The following is a 21,112-nucleotide window of genomic DNA, read 5'->3' on the forward strand; positions in this document are numbered from 1 at the left end:
CGGACGGGCGGCCGGTGCTGGCGATGACGCCGCGCGGCAGGCCGCTGACGCAGGAGCGCGTCCGGGCGCTGGCAGCAGGCCCCGGCGTCACCATCCTCTGCGGACGGTTCGAGGGGTTCGACGAGCGGCTGTTCGAGGCGCGCGCCATCGAGGAGGTATCGATCGGCGACTATATCCTGTCGGGCGGCGAGATGGGCGCGCTGGTGCTGCTCGATGCTTGCATTCGGCTGCTGCCCGGCGTAATGGGCGCGGCTTCTAGTGGGGATGACGAGAGCTTCGAAACGGGGCTTCTCGAATATCCGCATTATACCCGACCTCAGATATGGGAAGGGCGCACGATCCCGCAGGTGCTGCGATCGGGGGATCATGCGAAGATCGACGCATGGCGCAAACGCCGCGCGGAGATCGATACACGGTCACGGCGACCGGACCTTTGGGAGCGCCATGAGGGCGCTCGGGTCCAGTCGCCCTCTGGCGCGCGGCGACACGAGGACTGACTATGAACCTGTTGCAGACGATCGAAGCCGAGAACATCGCGAAGTTCCTGGCCAACAAGACGATCCCCGATTTCCGCCCCGGCGATACGCTGAAGGTCGGCGTGAAGGTCGTCGAAGGCGAGCGCACCCGTATTCAGAACTATGAGGGCGTGTGCATCGCGCGCTCGAACAAGGGCATGGGCAGCAACTTCACCGTGCGCAAGATGAGCTTCGGCGAGGGCGTCGAGCGCGTCTTCCCGCTCTACTCGCCGAACGTCGATTCGATCGAAGTCGTCCGCAAGGGCGCCGTGCGTCGCGCCAAGCTGTATTACCTGCGTGGCCGCACCGGCAAGGCAGCGCGTATCGCCGAGCGTCGCGACATGCGCCCCGCCAAGGGCACCGCAGCCGCCGAGTAATCGGATCCTGCGAGACGCGATCGAGGGCGCGGGGGCGATGGTCCCCGCGCCTTTTTCGTGCCCGTCGTCCGGCGTCTGGGGACAGCAGGGCCAAGGGCGGGGACCGCGAATGTTGCGAATGTTGAGACGATAACGCGTTTTTTTCGCGTGGGGGTGACGACCCCCTGTCGGGCATGACCCGGCGACCGCGGCGGCGGGGGTGCGAGTCGAGGCTGGATCAGACCAGGCCATGCGGGCAGGCTGCGCCTTTTGCGGCATTTTGGCCAGCAGCGTTCCTTACAGCGGGCGGGGCGATGACGAGCGCCATGGAGGGCCGCCCTCGTGACCCTGGGTCCTGACGTTCGTCAGGATGACGGCGTTGGGGAGGGGCGACGGCCCTTGTGGCCCTGGGTTCTGACGTTCGTCAGGATGACGGTGTGGGAGGGGCGGCGGCGCTTGTGGCCCGGGTTCCTGACGTTCGTCAGGATGACGGTGTGGGTGGGGTGGTGGCCTGTGTGGATCGTGGGCCGTGGTGTTGAGGCGGGCGGCGCAGGGCCGGGTCAGGCGTCGCGCCAGCGGCCGGGGGCGAGATCCGCCAGGGTCCAGTCGCCGATGCTCCAGCGGACGAGGCGCAGCGTCGGGTGGCCGATCGCCGCGGTCATCCGGCGAACCTGGCGGTTGCGGCCTTCGCGGATCGTGATCCTCAGCCAGCAATCGGGGATGCTCGCGCGGACGCGGATCGGCGGCACGCGCGGCCAGAGGTCGGGTGCGTCGATCCGTTCGACCTCGGCGGGGCGGGTGGGGCCGTCCTTCAGCACGACGCCGTCGCGCAAGGTATCGAGCGCGGCCTCGCCCGCCTCGCCCTCGACCTGCACGAGATAGGTCTTGGCCAGCTTGAACTTCGGATCCGCGATCCGCGCCTGGAGACGACCGTCGTCGGTCAGCAGCAACAGCCCCTCGCTGTCCCGATCGAGCCGCCCCGCCGGATAGACGCCGGGCACCTCGACGAACTGCGACAGCGTCGCGCGCGGGGGTGGGCGACTTCTCGTCGGTGAACTGGCTGAGGACGTCGTAGGGTTTGTTGAAGAGGATTAGGCGGGGCATAGTCTTACGTGATAATGTAAATTCATTTCAAGTCGCATACGGGAGATACCTCGATGCAGATCTTAGTATTAGCAACATGAACTTGCGTTGAAATGACGAAAAATAATGTCGAGTAAGAAGCGATATCTTTGAAGAAAATTCATTAAGTAAAACGCTTCCCCACTCATCAGGGCGATACCGCATAATGTTCGAGAAGACGCTCGTGATTAAAAAGTGTATTGCGACTTCAGGTAAAATGACCGGAAAAAAGGGATTTTCGATAAACCAAAGTTGACCTCGAAGATCGGTGTATATCGTCGCCTTAATTCGCGACGCCTTGGCAGCTTGAATTGTAACAATAATCTTACCGTGTCTCTCGGTAACTGGGAATCCCTCAAATGCTTCATTAACGCAATTGGAAGGCGGTCGACTCTCTCCGTTTCCAATCTGGAATTCCCAAGTGACACTGCGTGGGTCATTTGCGCTGATGATCTCCAATGGATAGCACCGACTTTTCTGCCCGGTCGTGAGTTCAAAATACTCGGACATTTCAGGAATCATGCTCAGCAGCGTGCCTAAGCTAACTTCAAATCTAGTATTATATAATTCCATTACCGAGTTCGAGCAGTCGATACTAAACGAAATGGAGGGGGTTTTGACTAGATGGGTGGGAAAGGAACTGACAAGGTCGCTGAACGTGCCTCGAGCAGTATCGCCGCCAAATTGCGCCTGAATTGGAGCTGGCAAATAGGCCATCCCATGCGAGCCAGGAAGCATGTCCTTTCTGTATCGTAACGGATTATTTAAGATGATTATGCCGTAGGTGTAAGCTGTGAGCGCGTAAAAAAAAAAGTTTAAGGGCTTCACCATGAGTGAGCCGTTTCGCCCGGCTAAAAATAGTTCTCTGCCCTGGCTAAAGCAATTCTTCAGCTTTTTGGCTTCATCGGCTGAAATTCCTGCATTAGCGCTTTCGCCAACAGACGTCTTTCTTACTTTATATAATTCACGTATTTCAGAAACATTCTCTAGACTTTCAGATAGCTCCATAACCGCATCATCGAAATCCAGAGGCTCTATGCCCAAAAGGCTTAATGGATCCTCTCGATCTATCCGACCCTTTACCTCTTTCAAAACAATTGATGTATTTTTTGAAGGGATTAAATCGGGGTCTTTCAGATCCCCAACGTCGTTTTTGTTTTTCATAATCCTGAAGGCCTTTTAAATTTTTGATTGGCCAATTTTTTTCCTAAGCCCTTCCAATCTTCAAGCGCCCGTGCCTTCTTAATGACCAGGTTATCGTATGACGCGTCATTCGAAAAAATTGGTTGGTTGGACGCCGTCAGACGAGACAGCTTATCGTGGGCAATCTCTTCGAGCATCAGCGTTCTATCTCCTGTAGCGAGTAAGCTATCGTGATGCCGTCCGATTGTCATTCAATTCGAAACAAAAAAAGGGCCGTGGCGTTTCGACCACGACCCCTCAATAACTGATTTGAAGCCTCCAACCCTTACTGGTCGAGGAAGCTCCGCATTTTCCGGCTACGGCTCGGATGCTTCAGTTTGCGCAGCGCCTTCGCCTCGATCTGGCGGATGCGCTCGCGGGTGACGCTGAACTGCTGGCCGACTTCCTCGAGCGTGTGATCGGTGTTCATGCCGATGCCGAAGCGCATGCGCAGCACGCGTTCCTCACGCGGGGTGAGGCTCGCCAGCACGCGCGTGACGGTTTCCTTGAGGTTGGCCTGGATCGCGGCATCGACGGGGATGATCGCGTTCTTGTCCTCGATGAAGTCGCCGAGGTGGCTATCCTCCTCGTCGCCGATCGGCGTTTCGAGGCTGATCGGCTCCTTGGCGATCTTCATCACCTTGCGGACCTTCTCGAGCGGCATGGAGAGGCGCTCGGCCATTTCCTCGGGCGTGGGCTCGCGGCCCTGCTCGTGAAGGAACTGGCGGCTGGTGCGGACCAGCTTGTTGATCGTCTCGATCATGTGGACCGGGATGCGGATCGTGCGCGCCTGGTCGGCGATCGAGCGGGTGATCGCCTGGCGGATCCACCAGGTCGCATAGGTGCTGAACTTGTAGCCGCGGCGATACTCGAACTTGTCGACCGCCTTCATCAGGCCGATATTGCCCTCCTGGATGAGATCCAGGAACTGAAGACCGCGGTTCGTGTACTTCTTGGCGATCGAGATCACGAGACGCAGGTTCGCCTCGACCATTTCCTTCTTGGCGATACGCGCCTCGCGCTCGCCCTTCTGGACCATGTTGACGATCCGGCGGAACTCGGTGAGCGCCATGCCGGTCTGCTGCGTGATGTCGGCGATCTCGGCGCGGATGCGCTCGACCGCCTCGCTCTCGTTGGCGACGAACGCGGTCCACTTCTTGTCAACCTTGTTGACCGTCGCCAGCCAGTTCTCGTCGATCTCGTGACCGATATAGCGATCGAGGAAGTCCTTGCGCGGCACCTTGTGGCGCTCGGCGAGGCGCAGCATCTGGCCACCCAGCGCGGTCAGGCGACGGTTATAGGCATAGAGCTGATCGACGAGATATTCGATCTTGGCGTTGTGGAACTGGACGCTCTCGACCTCGGCCGTCAGCTCCTCGCGCAGCTTCTGATACTTGCGCTCGTCGGCCGCGGAGAAATCGCCGCCGATGCCCATCGCGTCGACGCGGCTCTGCTGGATCTTGCTGAACTTCTTGTAGAGCGCGGTGATGTTGGCGAAGCGCTCGAGCGCGATCGGCTTGAGCTGTTCCTCCATCTGAGCGAGGCTGAGGGTGTTGTCCTCCTCCTCGTCGTCCGACGCGCGCGGGGCGCGGCGCTCGCCGTCCTCGTCTTCGTCGGCGGAGGGCTCTTCGGGCTCGGCCTCTTCCTTGAACGAGGGACCGGCGTTCTTCTCGCTGATCTCGCCGTCGTCGGCCTCGCCGTCCTCGGCCATCGCCTCGGGCGCGGGGTCCTTCGAGAGCATCGCGTCGAGATCCATGATCTCGCGCAGCTGCATCGTGCCCTCGTTGAGCGCGGTCGACCAGTCGATGATCGCGTTGAAGGTGATCGGCGATTCGCACAGACCCAGGATCATCGTGTCGCGACCCGCCTCGATCCGCTTGGCGATCGCGATCTCGCCTTCGCGGCTGAGCAGCTCGACCGCGCCCATCTCGCGAAGATACATGCGGACCGGATCGTCGGTGCGATCGACGGTCTCCTTCTTCTTCTCGATCGCGGGGCCTGTGTCGGCTTCGGCGTCGGCGGCCTCGGGCTCGTCGTCGTCGTCCTTGGCGGGCTCGGCCTCGCCTTCCTCACCGGCTTCGTCGTTGTCGACGATGTTGATGCCCATCTCGCTCAGCGCGGCGCTGATGTCCTCGATCTGGTCGGACGACATCTCGCCCTGCGGCAAGGCCTCGTTGAGCTGATCATAGGTGATGTAGCCACGCTTCTTGGCGCGCGCGATGACCTTCTTGATCGACGCATCGTTCATGTCGATCAGTGGCGCATCGCCGGTGTCGTTCGTCTCGGCGGGTTCCGCCATGTTCGCCTTAGCCATCAATCGCCCTCGGTACCCAACGCTCGGGCGTCTTCGTTCGACTGTACAAGATTTGCAAGTCGGACTTCCAACGCCTGTTTCTCTCTTACCATTGCCACTTGTCGTTCGAACGCATCTTCGGTGAAGTGCGTCTGCATCGCCGCGGTCGCCTGTTTGAGCGCCGCATCGACCTCGGGACGCGCGACCATGATCGCGATCGCCTCGTCTAGGTCGGCGCGGACGCGGGCGGGATCGGCCGTGGTCTGCGTGAACGAGTAGGGCATCGTATCGGCTCGCAACAGGTCACTCGCGACTGAATTGAAACCGGACCTCGCCAATATGGTGAGCAAGCGGCCGCTATCAAGCTTCTGGTCCTCAAGTGCAACATCGACGACCGCCTCGAACAGCCGGCCGAGTGCGCCGTCGATGAGCTGGAGCGGCCCCAGCACCTCCATGTGGCGGGCGATCTCGACCGGATGGCGGATCAGCCCGGCGAGCACCGCCTTCGCGAGCACGCGGTCAATTCCGGTGGCGAGGAAGGCCTTTGCGTCCTCGGTGACCGGCGCGGAAGGCGGCTTCCACCCGCCCTTGGGGCGTTCGCCGCGGGGGACGAACGGCGCGCGGACGGGTTTGAAATGCTTGTAGAAGCGGTCCTTGAACTCGGACTGGTATTCCTGCTTCACCGAGGCGTCGCCGATGCCCTCCGCAAGCTCGTGGAGGCGGCGCTTGAGGCCGGCGCGCTGTTCGGGGGTGTCGAGCGCCTCGGCGGCGACTTCGGACGCCCAGAGGCGGTCGACGAGCGGTTCGGGGGCCTTCAACAGCGCCTCGAACGCGCCGGGGCCGCCCGAGCGGACGAGATCGTCGGGGTCCTGGCCCTGCGGGAGCGTGACGAAGGCGAGGCTGCGGGCCGGGGGCGAGCAGGGGGAGCGCGCGGTGTGCGGCGCGCAGGGCTGCCTTCTGGCCGGCAGAGTCGCCGTCGAAGCAGAGGAGGGGGACGTCGACCATCCGCCACAGCCGTTCGAGCTGTGCTTCGGTCAGCGCGGTGCCGAGCGGGGCGACCGCTTCGCCAAACCCGGCCTGGGCGAGCGCGATGACGTCCATATAGCCCTCGACCACCAGCACGCGGCCCGATTTCCGCGACGCGGGGGCGGCGCGGTCGAGATTGTAGAGCGTGCGGCCCTTGTCGAAGAGCGGGGTGTCGGGGGAGTTGAGATATTTGGGCTCGCCGCCGTCGAGCACGCGCCCGCCGAACGCGATCGTCCGGCCGCGCGGATCGCGGATCGGGATCATCAGCCGGCCGCGGAACCGGTCATAGGGATCCTTGCCCTCGACGTTGATCAGCATGCCCGATTCGACGAGCATCGGGTCGCCGTAGGTTTTCAGCGCGGCTTTCAGCTTGCCGCGGCTGTCGGGGGCGAACCCCATGCCGAACGCGCGGGCGGTCTCCGGCGTGATGCCGCGGCGGTCGAGCAGCGCGCGCGCATCGTTGCCCGCGAGGCCGTTCAGCTGCTCGACGAACCAGTCGGCGGCGTCGGACATCACCTCGTGCAGGCCCTTGGCGCGTTCGGCCTTGGCGGCGGACTGGCGGTCCATCGCGGGCATGTCGAGCCCGGCGGCCTGGGCGAGTTCCTTGACCGCGTCCATGAACGGCAGGCCGCGCTGGTCGGTCATCCACTTGATCGCGTCGCCATGCGCGGAACAGCCGAAGCAGTGGTAGAAGCCCTTGTCGTCGTTGACGTAGAAGCTGGGCGTCTTCTCGTTATGGAACGGGCAGCAGCCCTTGTGCTCACGCCCGGCCTTGGTGAGCTTGGTGGTCTTGCCGATCAGCGCCGACAGCGACGTACGGCCGCGCAGCTCGTCCAGAAATTGCGGGGTCAGGGCCATGCGCGCGAGTATAGCTCGGTATCACTGTTGGGGTGATACCTGCAATCCGAAGAGGAGAAGAAGCAGGGTTTGTTCGCGCGGAGGCGCGGAGGGGGTGCGTCCGGGGCTAATGCTGCGCGTCAGCGCAAATGTCGATCCGGCCTGCCGCTTCGCGGCGATAGTGGTGTTCGCCCGCTCCCGGCGAGCGCAACACCTCCGCGCCTCCGCGCCTCCGCGCCTCCGCGCCTCCGCGCGAACAAATCTTCTTAAGACAGCGCCGCCTTAACCAGCCCGCTCGCCTTGCTCATGTCCAGTTCGCTCGCATGGCGGGCTTTCAGTTCGGCCATGACGCGGCCCATGTCCTTCATGCCGGTCGCGCCGAGCTCGTCCTTGATCTTGAGGATCGCGGCCGTCGTTTCCGCCTCGTTCATCTGCGCGGGCAGGAATCGTTCGATCACCGCAACCTCGGCGGCCTCGGCGTCGGCGAGTTCCTGGCGGCCGCCGTTCGAAAACATTTCGATCGACTCGCGACGCTGCTTGACCATCTTCTGGAGCACTTCGATCACCAGCGCGTCGTCGCTTTCGGGCGCCTTGCCGGTCCGCGCCTCGATGTCGCGGTTCTTGATTGCGGCCTGGATCAACGAGATGGCGTTTCGGCTCTCCTTGTCGCCGGCCTTCATCGCGGTGAGCTGCGCGGCCTTGATGTCGTCGCGAATCATATACGGGTCTTTCAGGCGGTTCGGGATAGCCGGACGCGATAGCGCGTCGAGCCAAGGTTTAACAGATTGACGCTGCGGCACGCCGGCCTTAGCGGACACCACTTAGCGACATCGTCAACGTAAAGAGAGTGCCCAGCCTGATGGCCGACGCCCAGCCTACACCCATGTCTTCGGCAAAGCCCGCCGGCGCGACCGGCGTGCTCGTGCTTGCCAATGGCGACGTGATCTGGGGGCGCGGGTTCGGCGCCGAGGGCGAGGCGGTCGGCGAGGTGTGCTTCCACACCGCGATGACCGGGTACCAGGAGGTGTTGACCGATCCGTCCTTCGCCGGGCAGATGATCTGCTTCACCTTTCCGCATATCGGCAATGTCGGTGCGAACCCCGACGATATCGAGGCGGACGGCCCGCATGCGCTCGGCATCATCGTCCGCGAGGACGTGACGCAGCCGTCCAGCTTCCGCGCCGTCGAGGGCCTCGACGGTGGATGAAGCGGCATGCGCGGATCGGCCTGTCGGGGATCGACACGCGCGCGCTGACGCGGCGGATCCGCGTCGGCGGCGCGCCCAACGGCGTGATCGCGCATTCGGCGAGCGGCGAGTTCGACGTCGCCGCGCTGCTGGCGATGGCGCGGGGCTGGCCGGGGCTCGAGGGCATGGACCTCGCCAAGGGCGTGTCGACCGAGATGCATTATGGCTGGGGCGATCAGGCGCCGGGCGGCACGTGGCGGCTTGGGTTCGGCTATGGGGAGAGCGGTGCTTCGACTGCGCTCAGCACGAACGGGGAAGGGGATGCGTCGCCCCAATCGTTCGCGCCGGGCGAAGGCGATGCCCCCGTCGCGAGCAAGGCCCGCCCGCATGTCGTCGCGATCGACTACGGCTCGAAGCGCAACATCTTCCGCAACCTCGTCGCGGCGGGTGCGAAGGTGTCCGTCGTGCCCGCTACCGCGACCTATGACGAGGTTATGGCGCTCGCCCCCGACGGCATCTTCCTGTCGAACGGCCCCGGCGATCCCGCCGCGACCGCCGAATATGCCGTGCCGGTGATCCGCCAGCTGCTCGAGACAGGCAAGCCGCTGTTCGGCATTTGTCTCGGCCACCAGCTGCTCGGCCTCGCGGTCGGCGCGACCACGACCAAGATGTTCCAGGGCCACCGCGGCGCCAACCATCCGGTCAAGCGCCTGTCCGACGGCGCGGTCGAGATCACCAGCATGAACCACGGCTTCTCGGTCGAGCGCGACAGCCTGCCGGCGAACGTCCGCGAGACGCATGTGTCGCTGTTCGACGGGTCGAATGCGGGGCTCGAGCTGACCGACAAGCGGCGTTTTCGGTGCAGTATCACCCCGAGGCGAGCCCGGGGCCGCAGGACAGTCTGTATCTGTTCGAGCGGTTTGTGGGAATGCTATGAAGCTGCTGCTGTTCCTTGCGAGCCTGGTCGTCAGCCAGTCGGCTTGCGCGCAGAAGGAACAGAGCGATGAACAAATCGCCCAGACGTGTCAGATCTCACTCGAAAGCTATCATGCAACGCGCGCATTGGTGAGAGCCGGCCCGGTCGGCAAGCTCACCAAAGCGGGCAGATGTTACCTTTCTAGGAATACAGACCGCCGCATCATGCTCGGGTATATTTCCGAGCCGCCAACGGAATCGAAGTAAATGCCAAAACGCACCGACATCACCTCGATCCTCGTCATCGGCGCAGGACCCATCGTCATCGGCCAGGCGTGCGAGTTCGATTATTCGGGCACGCAGGCGATCAAGGCGTTGAAGGAGGAGGGTTACCGGATCGTCCTCGTCAATTCGAACCCCGCGACGATCATGACCGATCCCGAGCTGGCCGACGCGACCTATGTCGAGCCGATCACGCCCGCGATCGTCGCCAAGATCATCGAGAAGGAACGGCCTGACGCGATCCTGCCGACGATGGGCGGGCAGACCGCGCTTAACACCGCGCTCGCGCTGTTCCATGACGGTACGCTCGAGAAGTTCGGCGTGACGATGATCGGTGCGGATGCCGATGCGATCGACATGGCGGAGGACCGGTTGAAGTTCCGCGACGCGATGGACCGGATCGGGCTGGAAAGCGCGCGCTCGGCGATCGCACATACTGTCGAGGAAGCGCTCGAAGGGCTTGAAAAGACGGGGCTTCCGTCGATCATCCGGCCGAGCTTCACGATGGGCGGATCGGGCGGCGGCATCGCGTATAACCGCGAGGAGTTCATCGCGATCGTCCGCAACGGGCTCGACCTGTCGCCGACCACCGAGGTGCTGATCGAGGAATCGCTGCTCGGCTGGAAAGAGTACGAGATGGAGGTGGTGCGCGACCGCAAGGACAACGCGATCATCATCTGCTCGATCGAGAATGTCGATCCGATGGGCGTCCATACCGGCGATTCGATCACGGTCGCGCCGGCGCTGACGCTGACCGACAAGGAATACCAGATCATGCGCAACGCATCGATCGCGGTGCTGCGGGAAATCGGTGTCGAAACAGGCGGTTCGAACGTCCAGTTCGCAGTCAATCCGAAGGACGGCCGGCTGGTCGTCATCGAGATGAACCCGCGCGTGTCGCGCTCGTCGGCGCTGGCGTCGAAGGCGACGGGCTTCCCGATCGCCAAGGTCGCGGCCAAGCTCGCGGTCGGCTACACGCTCGACGAGATCGAGAACGACATCACCGGCGCGACGCCCGCGAGCTTCGAGCCGACGATCGACTATGTCGTCACCAAGATCCCGCGCTTTGCGTTCGAGAAGTTCAAGGGCGCGTCGAGCACGCTCGGCACCGCGATGAAGTCGGTCGGCGAGGTGATGGCGATCGGCCGCAACATCCATGAATCGATGCAGAAGGCGCTGCGCGGGCTCGAGACCGGGCTGTCGGGCTTCAACCAGGTCGACCATCTGGTCGGCGCGCCGCGCGCGGAGATCGAGGCGGCACTGGCCGTCGCGACCCCCGACCGGCTGCTGGTCGCCGCGCAGGCGTTGCGCGAGGGCTTCACCGTCGCGAGGTGCACGCGATCGCAAAGTATGATCCGTGGTTCCTCGAGCGGATCGCCGAGATCATCGCGGCCGAGGCCGAGGTGATGAAGGACGGGCTGCCGATCGACGCGGCGGGGATGCGGCGTCTGAAGAGCATGGGCTTCAGCGACAAGAGGCTCGCCTGGCTCGCGCTGCAATCCGCCAATCTGCGCGGCATGAACCGCGGGATCGCGCGCGGGTCGGGGCTGATCCACGAGGTCGTCAAGGCGATGACCGGCGGCGTGACCGAGGAGGAGGTGCGCCAGCATCGCCTGAAGCTCGGCGTGCGGCCGGTGTTCAAGCGGATCGATACCTGCGCGGCCGAATTCGACGCCAAGACGCCGTATATGTATTCGACCTACGAGGCGCCGAGCTTTGGCGAGCCCGAGAACGAGTCCGCGCCGACCGACCGGAAGAAGATCGTCATTCTCGGCGGCGGGCCGAACCGGATCGGGCAGGGGATCGAGTTCGATTATTGCTGCTGCCATGCGTGCTTCGCACTCGCCGATGCGGGCTATGAGACGATCATGGTCAACTGCAATCCGGAGACCGTGTCGACCGATTACGACACCAGCGACCGGCTGTATTTCGAGCCGCTGACCGCCGAGGACGTGCTCGAGATCCTGCATGTCGAGGCGTCGAAGGGCGAGCTGGTCGGCGTGATCGTGCAGTTTGGCGGGCAGACCCCGCTGAACCTCGCGCGCGCACTGGAAGCCGCCGGGATCCCGATCCTGGGGACGACGCCCGACGCGATCGATCTGGCGGAGGACCGCGAGCGGTTCGCCGCGCTGATCACCAAGCTGGGGCTTCGGCAGCCCGCCAATGGCCTTGCGCGCAGCCGCGACGAGGCGGTCGCGGCGGCCGAGCGGATCGGCTATCCGGTGCTGATGCGACCGAGCTATGTGCTTGGCGGGCGGGCGATGGAGATCGTCGACACGCTGGGGCAGCTCGAGCACTATATCGCGACCGCGGTGCAGGTGTCGGGCGACTCGCCGGTGCTGATCGACCAGTATCTGCGCGATGCGATCGAGGTCGATGTCGACGCGATCTGCGACGGGACCGATGTCGTCGTCGCGGGCGTGCTGCAGCATATCGAGGAGGCGGGCGTCCATTCGGGCGACAGCGCCTGCTCGATCCCGCCGTACTCGCTGTCGGCGGAAATCGTCGCCGAGATCGAGCGGCAGACGGTCGCGCTCGCGCATGCGCTGTCGGTCGTGGGCCTCATGAACATCCAGTTCGCGGTGAAGGACGGGCTGGTCTACCTCATCGAGGTCAATCCGCGCGCGTCGCGGACCGTGCCGTTCGTCGCCAAGGCGATCGGTGCGCCGATCGCCAAGATCGCCGCGCGCGTGATGGCGGGCGAGCAGCTGAAGGACCTGCCCAAGATCGACCGGCATATCGATTATTATGCGGTGAAGGAGGCGGTGTTCCCTTTCAACAAGTTCCCCGGCGTCGATCCCGTGCTGTCACCCGAAATGAAGTCGACCGGCGAAGTCATGGGAATCGATCCCGATTTCACGATCGCGTTTGCGAAAGCACAGCTCGGCGCGGGGACGATCCTGCCGACCAAGGGCAGCGTCTTCGTCAGCGTGAAGGACAGCGACAAGGCGATGATCGTCGAGGCGGTCAAGGCGCTGGTCGACACCGGCTTCTCGATCGTCGCGACCGGGGGCACCGCGGAACATCTCGCCCGCGCCGGCCTGCCGGTGGAAACGGTCAACAAGGTCGCGCAGGGCCGGCCGCATATCGTCGACCGGATCAAGGACGGCGACATCGCGCTGATCTTCAACACGACCGAGGGGTGGCAGAGCCTGAAGGACTCGCAGCCGATCCGCGCGTCCGCGCTCGGCCAGCGGATTCCCTACTTCACGACCGCCCCCGCCTCGCTCGAGGCAGCCAAGGCGATCGCGAAGCTTTCGACGCACAGCCTTGAAGTACGGCCCTTGCAATCCTATTATTCGCAGTCGCACAACTGATCCCGACATGAGAGCGTGATGTGTGAGCGGGCCGCGTAACGGCTTGCGTTGGGTAATGAATTGGGGACGAGATATGGCGACCGTCGAAAAGATGCCAATGCTGCAAGAGGGCTATGAGACGCTGTCGGCGGATCTGAAGCGCCTCAAGGCCGAACGTCCGACGATCGTCGATGCGATCGAGGAAGCGCGGGCGCATGGCGACCTGTCGGAGAACGCCGAATATCACGCCGCCAAGGAGCGTCAGGGCCAGGTCGAGGCATCGATCTCGGACATTGAGGACAAGCTGAGCCGCGCGCAGATCATCGACCCCAAGGAGCTTTCGGGCGACAAGGTCGTGTTCGGCGCGACCGTCACTTTGCTCGACGAGAACGACAAGCCGGTGAAGTACCAGATCGTCGGCCAGACCGAGGCGAACGCCAAGACCGGCCGGATCTCGTACAACTCGCCGCTGGGCCGCGGGCTGATCGGGCGCAAGCTCGACGAAGAGGTCGAGGTCACGGTGCCCGCCGGCGAGCGCTATTACGTCGTCTCCAAGATCGAGTTCATCTAGGCATCATGACATTTTTCGAGACGCGGGCGACGGCGATCATCACGATCGTGACGGTCGTGATCTCGGGGCTTTTGCTGGTGACCGGCGCGCTGCCCTATTGGGTGGTGAATGCGGGCTTCATCCCGCTCCGGCTGACCGAGCTCGGCATGGCGGGCGGTCACGACTTCGCGATCCCCGCCTGGGCGACGCCGCTGACCGCGGCGCTGCTGCATGGCGGCTGGGCGCATCTCGCGCTCAACCTCGTCATGCTGGTCTATTGCGGACAGTTCGTCGAGCGCGCGATCGGCACTGCGCAGATCGTCGTCCTCTACATCGTCGGCGCGTATTTCGCGGCCGCCGGGCAATGGGTGCTCGATCCGCGATCGATTGCGCCGATGGTCGGCGCCAGCGGCGCGATCTCGGCGGTCGTGGGCGCTATGCGCTGCTCTATGGTGAGCGACGCGCGCGCGCGATCGGACCGGTGCCGGCGGGGGTCGTACACGTGCTCTGGCTGGCCGCGGCGTGGATCGGTATCCAGCTGATGATGGGGGTCGCGGGGTTCGGCGCGTCGGTCGGGGCCAATGGCTCGATCGCGGTCGGCGCGCATATCGGCGGGTTTCTGGCGGGACTAGTGCTCGCGCGGCCGTTGTTGTTGTGGCGGTACCGGACGCTTGATTGCCGGGTGCGGGTCGTTCACGTGTTGCAGTCGTATTAAACACGCCCGTCATCCTGACGAAAGTCAGGATCCAGGGTTGCGGGGCGTGTCGCCTGTGGCTCTGGATCCTGACTTTCGTCAGGATGACGGGGGTGGGGATGAGCCGGTAGGCAGGTGACGCCGGATGGCGTCTGCGGCTCTGGGTCCCGACTTTCGTCGGGATGACGGATTAGGGGTTGCCGTCCTTAGCCAGCCATAAGGCGTAGAGGCGGTGTGCGGTCGAGCACCGGGTGCCGACCGCGGTCCGGGCCGCCTCGTTGCCGCGCGGCGTCTTACGCCGTCGGGTTCGTCGTCAGGTTCGGTTCGAGCATGCGGTGGAGATGCACGACGACGAACTTCATCTCGGCATCGTCGACCGTGCGCTGCGCTGCAGCACGCCAGGCCTTTTCGGCGCTGGCATAGTCGGGGAATACACCGACGAATTCGATCTTGCTGAGGTCGTTAAATCCAGGGTGCGCGGGTCGCTGACGCGGCCGCCGAATACGAGATGAAGCTTGCTCATGCGCTGCTGTCCTTGGAATGGGGGTTGCAGACGCCCTAGCGTGTTCGACCCGCGCTTTGAACCCTTTGCGGACCGGTCCTTTAGCCGGGGGTCTTTTGCGATACGGCCTTCGCACCTGCGGTACCCGCGGTCGTCAGCGCCTTGACGATTCCCTCGACGAGACCCTTGGCCTGGCCACGGGCATTGTCCTTGGTGAGGCCGAGCTCGCCGAGCTCCGACTGGCCGGCCGCCTTGGCGGCGGCGGTGGCGGCGATCGCGGTCTCGCCGAGACGCTTGCCGAGCGGCGCGAGCAACGACTTCTCACGCGCGGAGCGCGGGATCAGCACACCCGCGAGCGCACCGACGACCAGACCGCCGACGAGAATGCCGAGCGGGTTGGATTCGAGGCTGTTGACGGTGCGACGTGCGGTTTCCTTCGACGCGTCGAGCGCTCGGCAGCCTTGTCGCCGGCGTCGTGATAGACCTTGGCGGCGGTGTCGCGAACGGTATCGAGACCCTCGCGCAGGCGATGTTCGGCGTTTTCGATCTTGGTGTGGGCGTCGGTCATGGGACGGTCCTTCTGATTTCCGGCGGCGCCATCGGGACGCGGCCGGGACAATATGGTTGGGGCGCGATCAGCGCCCGCGGCGAAACAGTCCGACGATACGGTGGCGGGCGAGAAACAGTCCCGCCACAGCCGCGGCGCCCGCGGCGGGACCGGGGTTGCGGCGTACCGTCTCGACACTGGCATTGAGCGCGGCGGTGCCGACATCGGCAACGTCGCGGCTGGCGTTGAGCGCCAGCCGACGCGGATTGAGGCGGTCCTGCAACTGCCCGATCGTCATCATGACGCGCTGGCGGGCGAGGGCCGCTTCGATCTCTGCGGCGGCGACTTTGGCGGATGTCATGTGGCGGGCTCGCTTTCGGGCTTGAGCTTCGACTTGCCGACCATCGCGAGCGCGCCGCAATCGCCAACACGACTAGGACGACGATGGCCGTCGCCCATCCTGGCCCCACCAGCGTCGCCAGCGTCAAGATCGCACCGACCAGAAGTGCGATCAACGCGGCCAGCGCCAACACCCCGGCAATGGCGAAGAACATCGCAGCCGATTTGTACGCCGTCGCCGTCTCGCCGAACTTTGCCTTGTACACAGCGATTTCCGCGGTCGCGAGCGCACGCGTCTCGCCGGCCAGACGGCCGACGACCGCGGTCAGGCTTTCCTCACCATCGAGCGCAAAGGGCATGGGATCCGCCAAGACCTCAGTCCTTCGGGTTTGCATCGATGCCCGACTGGACCAGTCGTGCCACGACGAAGCCGAGGGCCGCGGCCGCACCGACCGCAACGGCGGGCGACTTGCGGACGAGCGCGGTGACGTCGTCGACCAGCGCGTCGATGTCCTTGGCACGGACCTGCTCGGCGAAGCCCGAGACGCTGTCCGCGGCGCTGCGGGCATAGCCGCCATATTGCGCGCCGAGCTTGTCATCGACCTGCGCCGCAGCGTCGGTCAGCAACTGTGCGACCTGCTCGAGCGCGGTGCCGGCGCGGGCCTTGCCGTCCTCGGCGAACAGGCGCGCCTTGTCGGCGGCCTGCTGGCCATATTTGCTGGCATTGTCCTTGATCACCTGCTTGGCCTCGGTCGCCTTGGTGCCGGTGGTGTCAGCGGCGTCGTCGAGCCGCGTGACGCCGCCCTTCAGCGGCTCTGCGGTGGTGGCAGTGCCGGCGGCGGCGACATCGCCTGTGGTCATCGGCTGTGCGTCGGTATCGGCCATGGTCGTCCCTTTCGAAATGCTACGCCCTCAACACCGGTGCGCAGGCACGGTTCCCCTAGTCGGCCCGATTGCCCGATATGACGCGAGGCGGTAGAGGCAGCGCGAACGTCCCGGGCGATCGACCAGCTTGGGGATTTGTAGGAGCATCGTTACGTGACCGCAATCATCGACATTCACGCCCGCCAGATCCTCGATAGCCGGGGCAATCCGACGATCGAGGTCGACGTCCTGCTCGAGGATGGCAGCTTCGGCCGCGCCGCGGTGCCGTCGGGCGCCTCGACCGGTGCGCACGAGGCGGTCGAGAAGCGTGACGGCGACGCCACGCGCTGGGGCGGCAAGGGCGTCGACAGCGCGGTCGACGCGGTCAATGACGAGATCACCGACACGGTGCTGGGCATGGACGCGGAGGACCAGTCGGACCTCGACCGCGCGATGATCGAGCTCGACGGCACCGAGAACAAGGCGCGTCTGGGCGCGAACGCGATCCTGGGCGTCAGCCTGGCCGCGGCCAAGGCGGCCGCCGAAGCACGCGGCCTGCCGCTCTACCGCTATGTCGGCGGCGTCCAGGCGCATCTGCTGCCGGTGCCGATGATGAACATCATCAACGGCGGCGAGCATGCCGACAACCCGATCGATTTCCAGGAATTCATGATCGTGCCGGTCGGTGCGTCGAACATCCTCGAGGCGGTGCGCTGCGGCTCGGAGATCTTCCACACGCTGAAGAAGGGCCTGAGCGCGAAGGGCCTGTCGACCAGCGTCGGCGACGAGGGCGGTTTCGCGCCGAACATCGGCAGCACGACCGAGGCGCTCGACTTCATCATGTCGAGCATCGAGAAGGCCGGCTACAAGCCCGGCGAGGACGTGATGCTCGCGCTCGATTGCGCCGCGACCGAGTTCTACAAGAACGGCAAGTATGACATTTCGGGCGAGGGGAAGATCCTCGAGAGCGCCGAGATGGCCGAGTATCTTGCCGACCTGACGCGCCGCTATCCGATCTTCTCGATCGAGGACGGCATGGGCGAGGACGACTGGGAGGGCTGGAAGACGCTCACCGACCTGATCGGCGACAAGGTCCAGCTGGTCGGCGACGATCTGTTCGTGACCAACCCGAAGCGGCTGAAGCGCGGGATCGAGGGCGGCTATGCCAATTCGCTGCTGGTGAAGGTCAACCAGATCGGCACGCTGACCGAGACGCTGGAAGCCGTGTCGATGGCACAGCGCGCCAAGTACACCGCGGTGATGTCGCATCGCTCGGGCGAGACCGAGGATTCGACGATCGCCGACCTCGCGGTCGCGACCAATTGCGGGCAGATCAAGACGGGCAGCCTTGCGCGGTCGGACCGGCTCGCCAAGTACAACCAGCTGATCCGGATCGAGGAAGAGCTGGGCGACGCGGCGCGCTATGCGGGTCGCGACATCCTGATCGGCGGCTGATAGGCTAAGACCCGGAGGACCCCATGGCGCGCACGACCAGCACGACGAAGAGCACCAAGTTGCGGCGGACGATGCGCAAGGCCGCCTGGCCTGCGCTGGGGCTGACGCTGATGGCGTTCTTCGGCGCCTATGCCGTGCTCGGGCCGAACGGGATGTTCGCGTACGGTGATTACAAGCGGCAGCTGGCGAAGCGGGAGCGCGACTATGCCGTGCTCGACCGCAAGCGCGAGGTGCTCAAGAACCGGGTGGCGCTGCTCAACCCGGACCATGCCAATCCGGACATGGTCGACGAGATGGTCCGCAAGGAGCTGAACGTCGCGCACCCGGACGAGGTGATCGTGCCGCTGGGGAACTGACTTACGATCCTCCCCCTTGCGGGGGAGGATTGATAGGCGGGGTTACCGGCCGAGGAAGCGCAGCAGATCCTGCGTGAAGCGGTCGCTCTCGGTGAGCGTCAGCCCGTGCGGGGCGCCGTCATATTCGACCAGCTGCGAACCCGCGATGCCCTTGGCCGCGGCGCGGCCGGTGGCGTCGATCGGGACGGTCTTGTCGGCGGTGCCGTGGACGATCAGCGTCGGCACGCGGAAGGCGGCGAGGTCGGTACGGAAGTCGGTATGGCCGAACGACTCGGCGCAGGCGAGCGTCGGGCGCAGCCCCGCCTGCATCGCCAGACCCCAGACCCAGTCGACCATCTCGTCGCTGACCGGCGAGGTGATGAACCCGACGCCCAGGAACTGCTGCAGGAAGGTGCGGAAGAAGGCGGGGCGATCCTCTTGGATCCCGTTGCCGATGCCGGCGAGTGTTGCCTCGGGCACGCCGTGGGGATTGTCGTCGGTCTTGAGCATATAGGGCACGACCGAGGCGATCAGCCCGGCGGCGATCACGCCCTTGCCGTCGTGGCGGCTCATGTAGCGCGCGACCTCGCCGCCGCCCATCGAGAAGCCGACCAGCGTCGCGTCCTCGGTCGCGCCGGTCGCGGCAATGACGTCGGCGAGATCGTCGGTCAGCGTGTCATAGTCATAGCCCGACCAGGGCTGGCCCGACCGGCCGAAGCCGCGGCGGTCATAGGCGATCGCGCGGAAGCCCGCTTCGGCCAGCGCCATCGCCTGCGCATCCCAGCTGTCGGCATTTAATGGCCAGCCATGGGTGAGGATCACGGGCCGCCCGCTGCCCCAGTCCTTGACGTAAATGTCTGTACCGTCGCGGGTTTTAATGAAGGGCATGTCAATCTCCGGGGTTGTCGCCAAAGTCCTCACGTCAACGGTCCGGGCTATTGGCCGTTCCAACTCTGGCGTCCGCGCGATTCCGCTGGCAGCATTGCGGGCACGCTACGGCGTGAGGGGGGAGATTGATGCGGACGAGGTTCCCGGCGAGGACGGCGGCGCTGCTGCTGGCGCTGGGCAGCTGTACGCCCGACGATCCGCAGACGCGGGACCGCGTCGCCGCCACGCCCGTCACCGCCCCCGTCGCTGCGATCGCGCCCGATGCGTGGACCGCGTTCCGCGACCGGTTCGTCGCCACGTGGTTCGCGCTCGACCCGGCCTTTGCGGTCTATCAGGGGCGGCATGAGCATGATGGCGGGCTGCCCGACTGGAGCGCGCAAGGGCTGGGTCGGCAGGCGGCGTTCCTGCACCGGTCGATCGCGGCGGCGGGGCGGTTCGAGGCGGCGGCGCTCAGCCCCGACCAGCGGTTCGAGCGCGACTATCTAGTGATGGTCGCGCGCGACAAGCTGTTCTGGCTCGAGGCGGCGGACGCGCCGCATCGCAACCCGGCCTGGTATGTCGCGGGCGGGCTCGATCCCAATGTCTATGTCGTGCGTGCCTATGCCGACCCGGTCCGGCGGATGCGCGCGCTGATCGCGCTGCTGCGCCGGATCCCGGCGGCGACGCTGCAGATCCGCGCGAACCTCGCGACGCCAATGCCGATCAGCCATATCGACTATGCCGCCAACGCGTTCCGCGGCTTTGCGTCCTATTACATGGACGATTCGGTCAAGGCGTTCGCCGGGGTCGCGGACGAGGGGCTGCAGCGCGAGCTCGCCGATGCGGCGATGACCGCGTCGGAGGCGATGCGCGACCTGGCGCTCTGGGTCGAGGCGCAGCGCCCGACCGCGACACGGTCGTTCGCGCTGGGGCCCGCGCTGTTCGCGAAGATGCTGCGCGAGACCGAGGGGGTCGACATGCCGATCGCGACGCTCGAGGCGGCGGGGCGGGCCGACCTGGCGCGCAACCAACGTGCGCTCGCCGCGGCCTGTGCCCGGTTCGCGCCCGGGCTGACGGTCCGCGACTGTCTGGCGCAGTTGAATGCGGACAAGCCGGTCGACGGACCGGTCGCCGAGGCGCGCCGCCAGATCCCGATGCTGCGCGCGTTCATCCTGCGGCGCGACCTGCTGACGCTGGCCGGCAACGAACAGGCGCTGGTCGAGGAGAGCCCGCCCTATAGCCGGCAGAATCTCGCCTATATCGATCCGCCGGGCCCGTTCGATCGCGGCGTGCCGTCGGTCTATTACATCTCGCCGCCCGATCCGCGCTGGACGCCAGCGGTGCGGGATGCGTTCGTGCCGGGCAAGGCGGACCTGCTCTTCACCTCGATCCACGAGGCGATGCCCGGGCATTTCGTCCATTTCCTCCACGCCAATCGCGTGCCGTCGCTGATCGGGCGGGTGTTCGTCGCTATGGCTATGCCGAGGGCTGGGCGCATTATGCCGAGGAGATGATGTGGGAGGCGGGGCTGGGCGGCGGCCGCGCGGACATCCATATCGGTCAATTGTCGAACGCGCTGCTGCGTGACTGCCGGTTTCTCGCCGCGATCGGGATGCATGCGCGCGGCATGACCCAGGCGGAGGCGTTCACGCTGTTCGTCGACCAATGTTACCAGGACGAGGGCAATGCGCGGCAACAGGCGCTGCGCGGCACCTATGATCCGGCCTATCTCAACTACACGATGGGCAAGCTGATGATCCGCCGGCTGCGCGAGGACTGGACCGCGGGGCGGGGCGGACGGCGCGCATGGAAGGCGTTCCACGACCGGCTGCTGCGCTATGGCGGGCCGCCGATCCCGCTGGTCCGGCAGGCGATGCTGGGCGAGGCGAGGCCGATCGCGGCGTTCTGAACGGGAGGCGGCGGCTAGCGCGCCTGTGCGGCCGGCTGGA

General features: G+C 65.1%; 17 protein-coding genes and 7 pseudogenes. 11 read left to right on the forward strand and 13 right to left on the reverse strand.

Translation table 11 applies throughout. From position 1 onward, the window contains the following. A partial coding sequence (locus tag NI18_RS18550; RefSeq protein WP_037532153.1) for a tRNA (guanine-N1)-methyltransferase occupies window positions 1-497 on the forward strand: 497 nt, incomplete at its 5' end. Between the two features lie 2 nt (window positions 498-499). After that, window positions 500-892, forward strand: a complete 393-nt coding sequence (gene rplS, locus NI18_RS18555) for a 50S ribosomal protein L19 (RefSeq protein ID WP_031395442.1) — start codon at window positions 500-502, stop codon at window positions 890-892. 539 nt (window positions 893-1,431) lie between these two features. Here rplS and NI18_RS18560 read toward each other — a convergent pair. The 6 genes and pseudogenes from NI18_RS18560 to NI18_RS18575 form a co-directional block, all read right to left on the reverse strand. Next, a pseudogene (locus NI18_RS18560) lies at window positions 1,432-1,975 on the reverse strand (pseudouridine synthase). 27 nt (window positions 1,976-2,002) lie between these two features. Beyond that, window positions 2,003-3,157: a YaaC family protein gene (locus NI18_RS23710; protein WP_084215288.1), complete on the reverse strand. Its 1,155-nt coding sequence runs from the start codon at window positions 3,155-3,157 to the stop codon at window positions 2,003-2,005. Further along, window positions 3,154-3,333, reverse strand: coding sequence for a hypothetical protein (locus tag NI18_RS24675; protein WP_128082327.1), 180 nt, complete (start codon window positions 3,331-3,333; stop codon window positions 3,154-3,156). Before NI18_RS24675 ends, NI18_RS23710 begins: the two co-directional genes overlap by 4 nt. Before the next feature lie 128 nt (window positions 3,334-3,461). After that, complete coding sequence (gene rpoD, locus NI18_RS18565) at window positions 3,462-5,489, reverse strand: RNA polymerase sigma factor RpoD (protein WP_031440180.1); 2,028 nt, start codon at window positions 5,487-5,489, stop codon at window positions 3,462-3,464. Further along, window positions 5,489-7,352 (reverse strand): annotated as a pseudogene (gene dnaG, locus NI18_RS18570) (DNA primase). Before dnaG ends, rpoD begins: the two are co-directional and overlap by 1 nt. Before the next feature lie 245 nt (window positions 7,353-7,597). Next, on the reverse strand, window positions 7,598-8,050 hold the full coding sequence (locus NI18_RS18575) for a GatB/YqeY domain-containing protein (protein ID WP_031440182.1): 453 nt from the start codon (window positions 8,048-8,050) through the stop codon (window positions 7,598-7,600). Between the two features lie 140 nt (window positions 8,051-8,190). On the opposite strand from NI18_RS18575, the pseudogene carA reads away from it, so the two are divergent. The 6 genes and pseudogenes from carA (at window position 8,191) to NI18_RS27405 (ending at window position 14,275) form a co-directional block, all read left to right on the forward strand. Beyond that, window positions 8,191-9,454, forward strand: a pseudogene (carA, locus tag NI18_RS18580) (glutamine-hydrolyzing carbamoyl-phosphate synthase small subunit). Next, entirely contained in the window at window positions 9,451-9,699 is a 249-nt protein-coding gene (locus NI18_RS18585) for a hypothetical protein (RefSeq protein WP_037532155.1), read from the forward strand. The pseudogene carA and the gene NI18_RS18585 overlap by 4 nt, the downstream one beginning before the upstream one ends. Beyond that, window positions 9,700-13,031 (forward strand): annotated as a pseudogene (gene carB / locus NI18_RS18590) (carbamoyl-phosphate synthase large subunit). It abuts the gene before it with no gap. A 73-nt stretch (window positions 13,032-13,104) separates the two neighbouring features. Then, window positions 13,105-13,581 carry a transcription elongation factor GreA gene (gene greA / locus NI18_RS18595; protein ID WP_031394601.1) on the forward strand — a complete coding sequence of 159 codons (477 nt, stop codon included), beginning with the start codon at window positions 13,105-13,107 and terminating at the stop codon, window positions 13,579-13,581. A gap of 5 nt (window positions 13,582-13,586) precedes the next feature. After that, complete coding sequence (locus tag NI18_RS18600; protein WP_306286517.1) at window positions 13,587-14,102, forward strand: rhomboid family intramembrane serine protease; 516 nt, start codon at window positions 13,587-13,589, stop codon at window positions 14,100-14,102. Further along, a complete protein-coding gene (locus tag NI18_RS27405; RefSeq protein ID WP_306286518.1) occupies window positions 14,063-14,275 on the forward strand; it encodes a hypothetical protein in 213 nt (70 codons plus the stop codon). Before NI18_RS18600 ends, NI18_RS27405 begins: the two co-directional genes overlap by 40 nt. A gap of 272 nt (window positions 14,276-14,547) precedes the next feature. On the opposite strand, the pseudogene NI18_RS23715 reads toward NI18_RS27405, so the two are convergent. The 6 genes and pseudogenes from NI18_RS23715 to NI18_RS18620 all read right to left on the reverse strand — a co-directional run bounded on the left by NI18_RS23715 (window position 14,548) and on the right by NI18_RS18620 (window position 16,527). Then, a pseudogene (locus tag NI18_RS23715) lies at window positions 14,548-14,777 on the reverse strand (DUF4170 domain-containing protein). An 80-nt stretch (window positions 14,778-14,857) separates the two neighbouring features. Beyond that, on the reverse strand, window positions 14,858-15,103 hold the full coding sequence (locus NI18_RS18605; protein ID WP_052149342.1) for a hypothetical protein: 246 nt from the start codon (window positions 15,101-15,103) through the stop codon (window positions 14,858-14,860). Beyond that, window positions 15,097-15,324, reverse strand: a complete 228-nt coding sequence (locus NI18_RS18610; protein ID WP_037532158.1) for a hypothetical protein — start codon at window positions 15,322-15,324, stop codon at window positions 15,097-15,099. Before NI18_RS18610 ends, NI18_RS18605 begins: the two co-directional genes overlap by 7 nt. Before the next feature lie 67 nt (window positions 15,325-15,391). Next, window positions 15,392-15,664 carry a hypothetical protein gene (locus NI18_RS27410; protein ID WP_052149343.1) on the reverse strand — a complete coding sequence of 91 codons (273 nt, stop codon included), beginning with the start codon at window positions 15,662-15,664 and terminating at the stop codon, window positions 15,392-15,394. Between the two features lie 76 nt (window positions 15,665-15,740). Next, window positions 15,741-16,037: pseudogene (locus NI18_RS27415) on the reverse strand (phage holin family protein); the annotation flags it as partial. Then, window positions 16,018-16,527, reverse strand: a complete 510-nt coding sequence (locus NI18_RS18620) for a hypothetical protein (protein WP_037532160.1) — start codon at window positions 16,525-16,527, stop codon at window positions 16,018-16,020. The pseudogene NI18_RS27415 and the gene NI18_RS18620, both read right to left, overlap by 20 nt. Window positions 16,528-16,680: 153 nt before the next feature. Between NI18_RS18620 and eno the strand changes: the two genes are divergently transcribed. Together eno and NI18_RS18630 are read left to right on the forward strand one after the other, a co-directional pair. Then, window positions 16,681-17,961 (forward strand): phosphopyruvate hydratase, encoded by a 1,281-nt coding sequence (gene eno / locus NI18_RS18625; protein WP_031393148.1) that lies wholly within the window; start codon window positions 16,681-16,683, stop codon window positions 17,959-17,961. Between the two features lie 23 nt (window positions 17,962-17,984). Next, on the forward strand, window positions 17,985-18,317 hold the full coding sequence (locus NI18_RS18630; RefSeq protein WP_042466854.1) for a septum formation initiator family protein: 333 nt from the start codon (window positions 17,985-17,987) through the stop codon (window positions 18,315-18,317). 42 nt (window positions 18,318-18,359) lie between these two features. On the opposite strand, the gene NI18_RS18635 is transcribed toward NI18_RS18630, so the two are convergent. Beyond that, window positions 18,360-19,184 (reverse strand): alpha/beta hydrolase, encoded by an 825-nt coding sequence (locus tag NI18_RS18635; protein WP_037532163.1) that lies wholly within the window; start codon window positions 19,182-19,184, stop codon window positions 18,360-18,362. Between the two features lie 128 nt (window positions 19,185-19,312). Between NI18_RS18635 and NI18_RS18640 the strand changes: the two are divergent. Next, window positions 19,313-21,072: pseudogene (locus tag NI18_RS18640) on the forward strand (DUF885 domain-containing protein). Window positions 21,073-21,112 lie beyond the last annotated feature (40 nt).

It is taken from the genome of Sphingomonas sp. Ant20 (assembly GCF_000783375.1).
In the GTDB taxonomy this organism is placed as follows: Bacteria; Pseudomonadota; Alphaproteobacteria; order Sphingomonadales; family Sphingomonadaceae; genus Sphingomonas; species Sphingomonas aerolata.

Excerpts from the sequence above, each read along its gene's own strand:
- NI18_RS18620 (WP_037532160.1), bottom strand. The coding sequence starts at position 16,527 with ATGGCCGATACCGACGCACAGCCGATGACCACAGGCGATGTCGCCGCC.
- NI18_RS18585 (WP_037532155.1), top strand. The coding sequence starts at position 9,451 with ATGAAGCTGCTGCTGTTCCTTGCGAGCCTGGTCGTCAGCCAGTCGGCT.
- greA (WP_031394601.1), top strand. The coding sequence starts at position 13,105 with ATGGCGACCGTCGAAAAGATGCCAATGCTGCAAGAGGGCTATGAGACG.
- NI18_RS18635 (WP_037532163.1), bottom strand. The coding sequence starts at position 19,184 with ATGCCCTTCATTAAAACCCGCGACGGTACAGACATTTACGTCAAGGAC.
- NI18_RS27410 (WP_052149343.1), bottom strand. The coding sequence starts at position 15,664 with ATGACATCCGCCAAAGTCGCCGCCGCAGAGATCGAAGCGGCCCTCGCC.
- NI18_RS18575 (WP_031440182.1), bottom strand. The coding sequence starts at position 8,050 with ATGATTCGCGACGACATCAAGGCCGCGCAGCTCACCGCGATGAAGGCC.
- NI18_RS24675 (WP_128082327.1), bottom strand. The coding sequence starts at position 3,333 with ATGCTCGAAGAGATTGCCCACGATAAGCTGTCTCGTCTGACGGCGTCC.
- NI18_RS23710 (WP_084215288.1), bottom strand. The coding sequence starts at position 3,157 with ATGAAAAACAAAAACGACGTTGGGGATCTGAAAGACCCCGATTTAATC.
- NI18_RS18600 (WP_306286517.1), top strand. The coding sequence starts at position 13,587 with ATGACATTTTTCGAGACGCGGGCGACGGCGATCATCACGATCGTGACG.
- rplS (WP_031395442.1), top strand. The coding sequence starts at position 500 with ATGAACCTGTTGCAGACGATCGAAGCCGAGAACATCGCGAAGTTCCTG.
- rpoD (WP_031440180.1), bottom strand. The coding sequence starts at position 5,489 with ATGGCTAAGGCGAACATGGCGGAACCCGCCGAGACGAACGACACCGGC.
- NI18_RS18630 (WP_042466854.1), top strand. The coding sequence starts at position 17,985 with ATGGCGCGCACGACCAGCACGACGAAGAGCACCAAGTTGCGGCGGACG.
- NI18_RS18610 (WP_037532158.1), bottom strand. The coding sequence starts at position 15,324 with ATGACCGACGCCCACACCAAGATCGAAAACGCCGAACATCGCCTGCGC.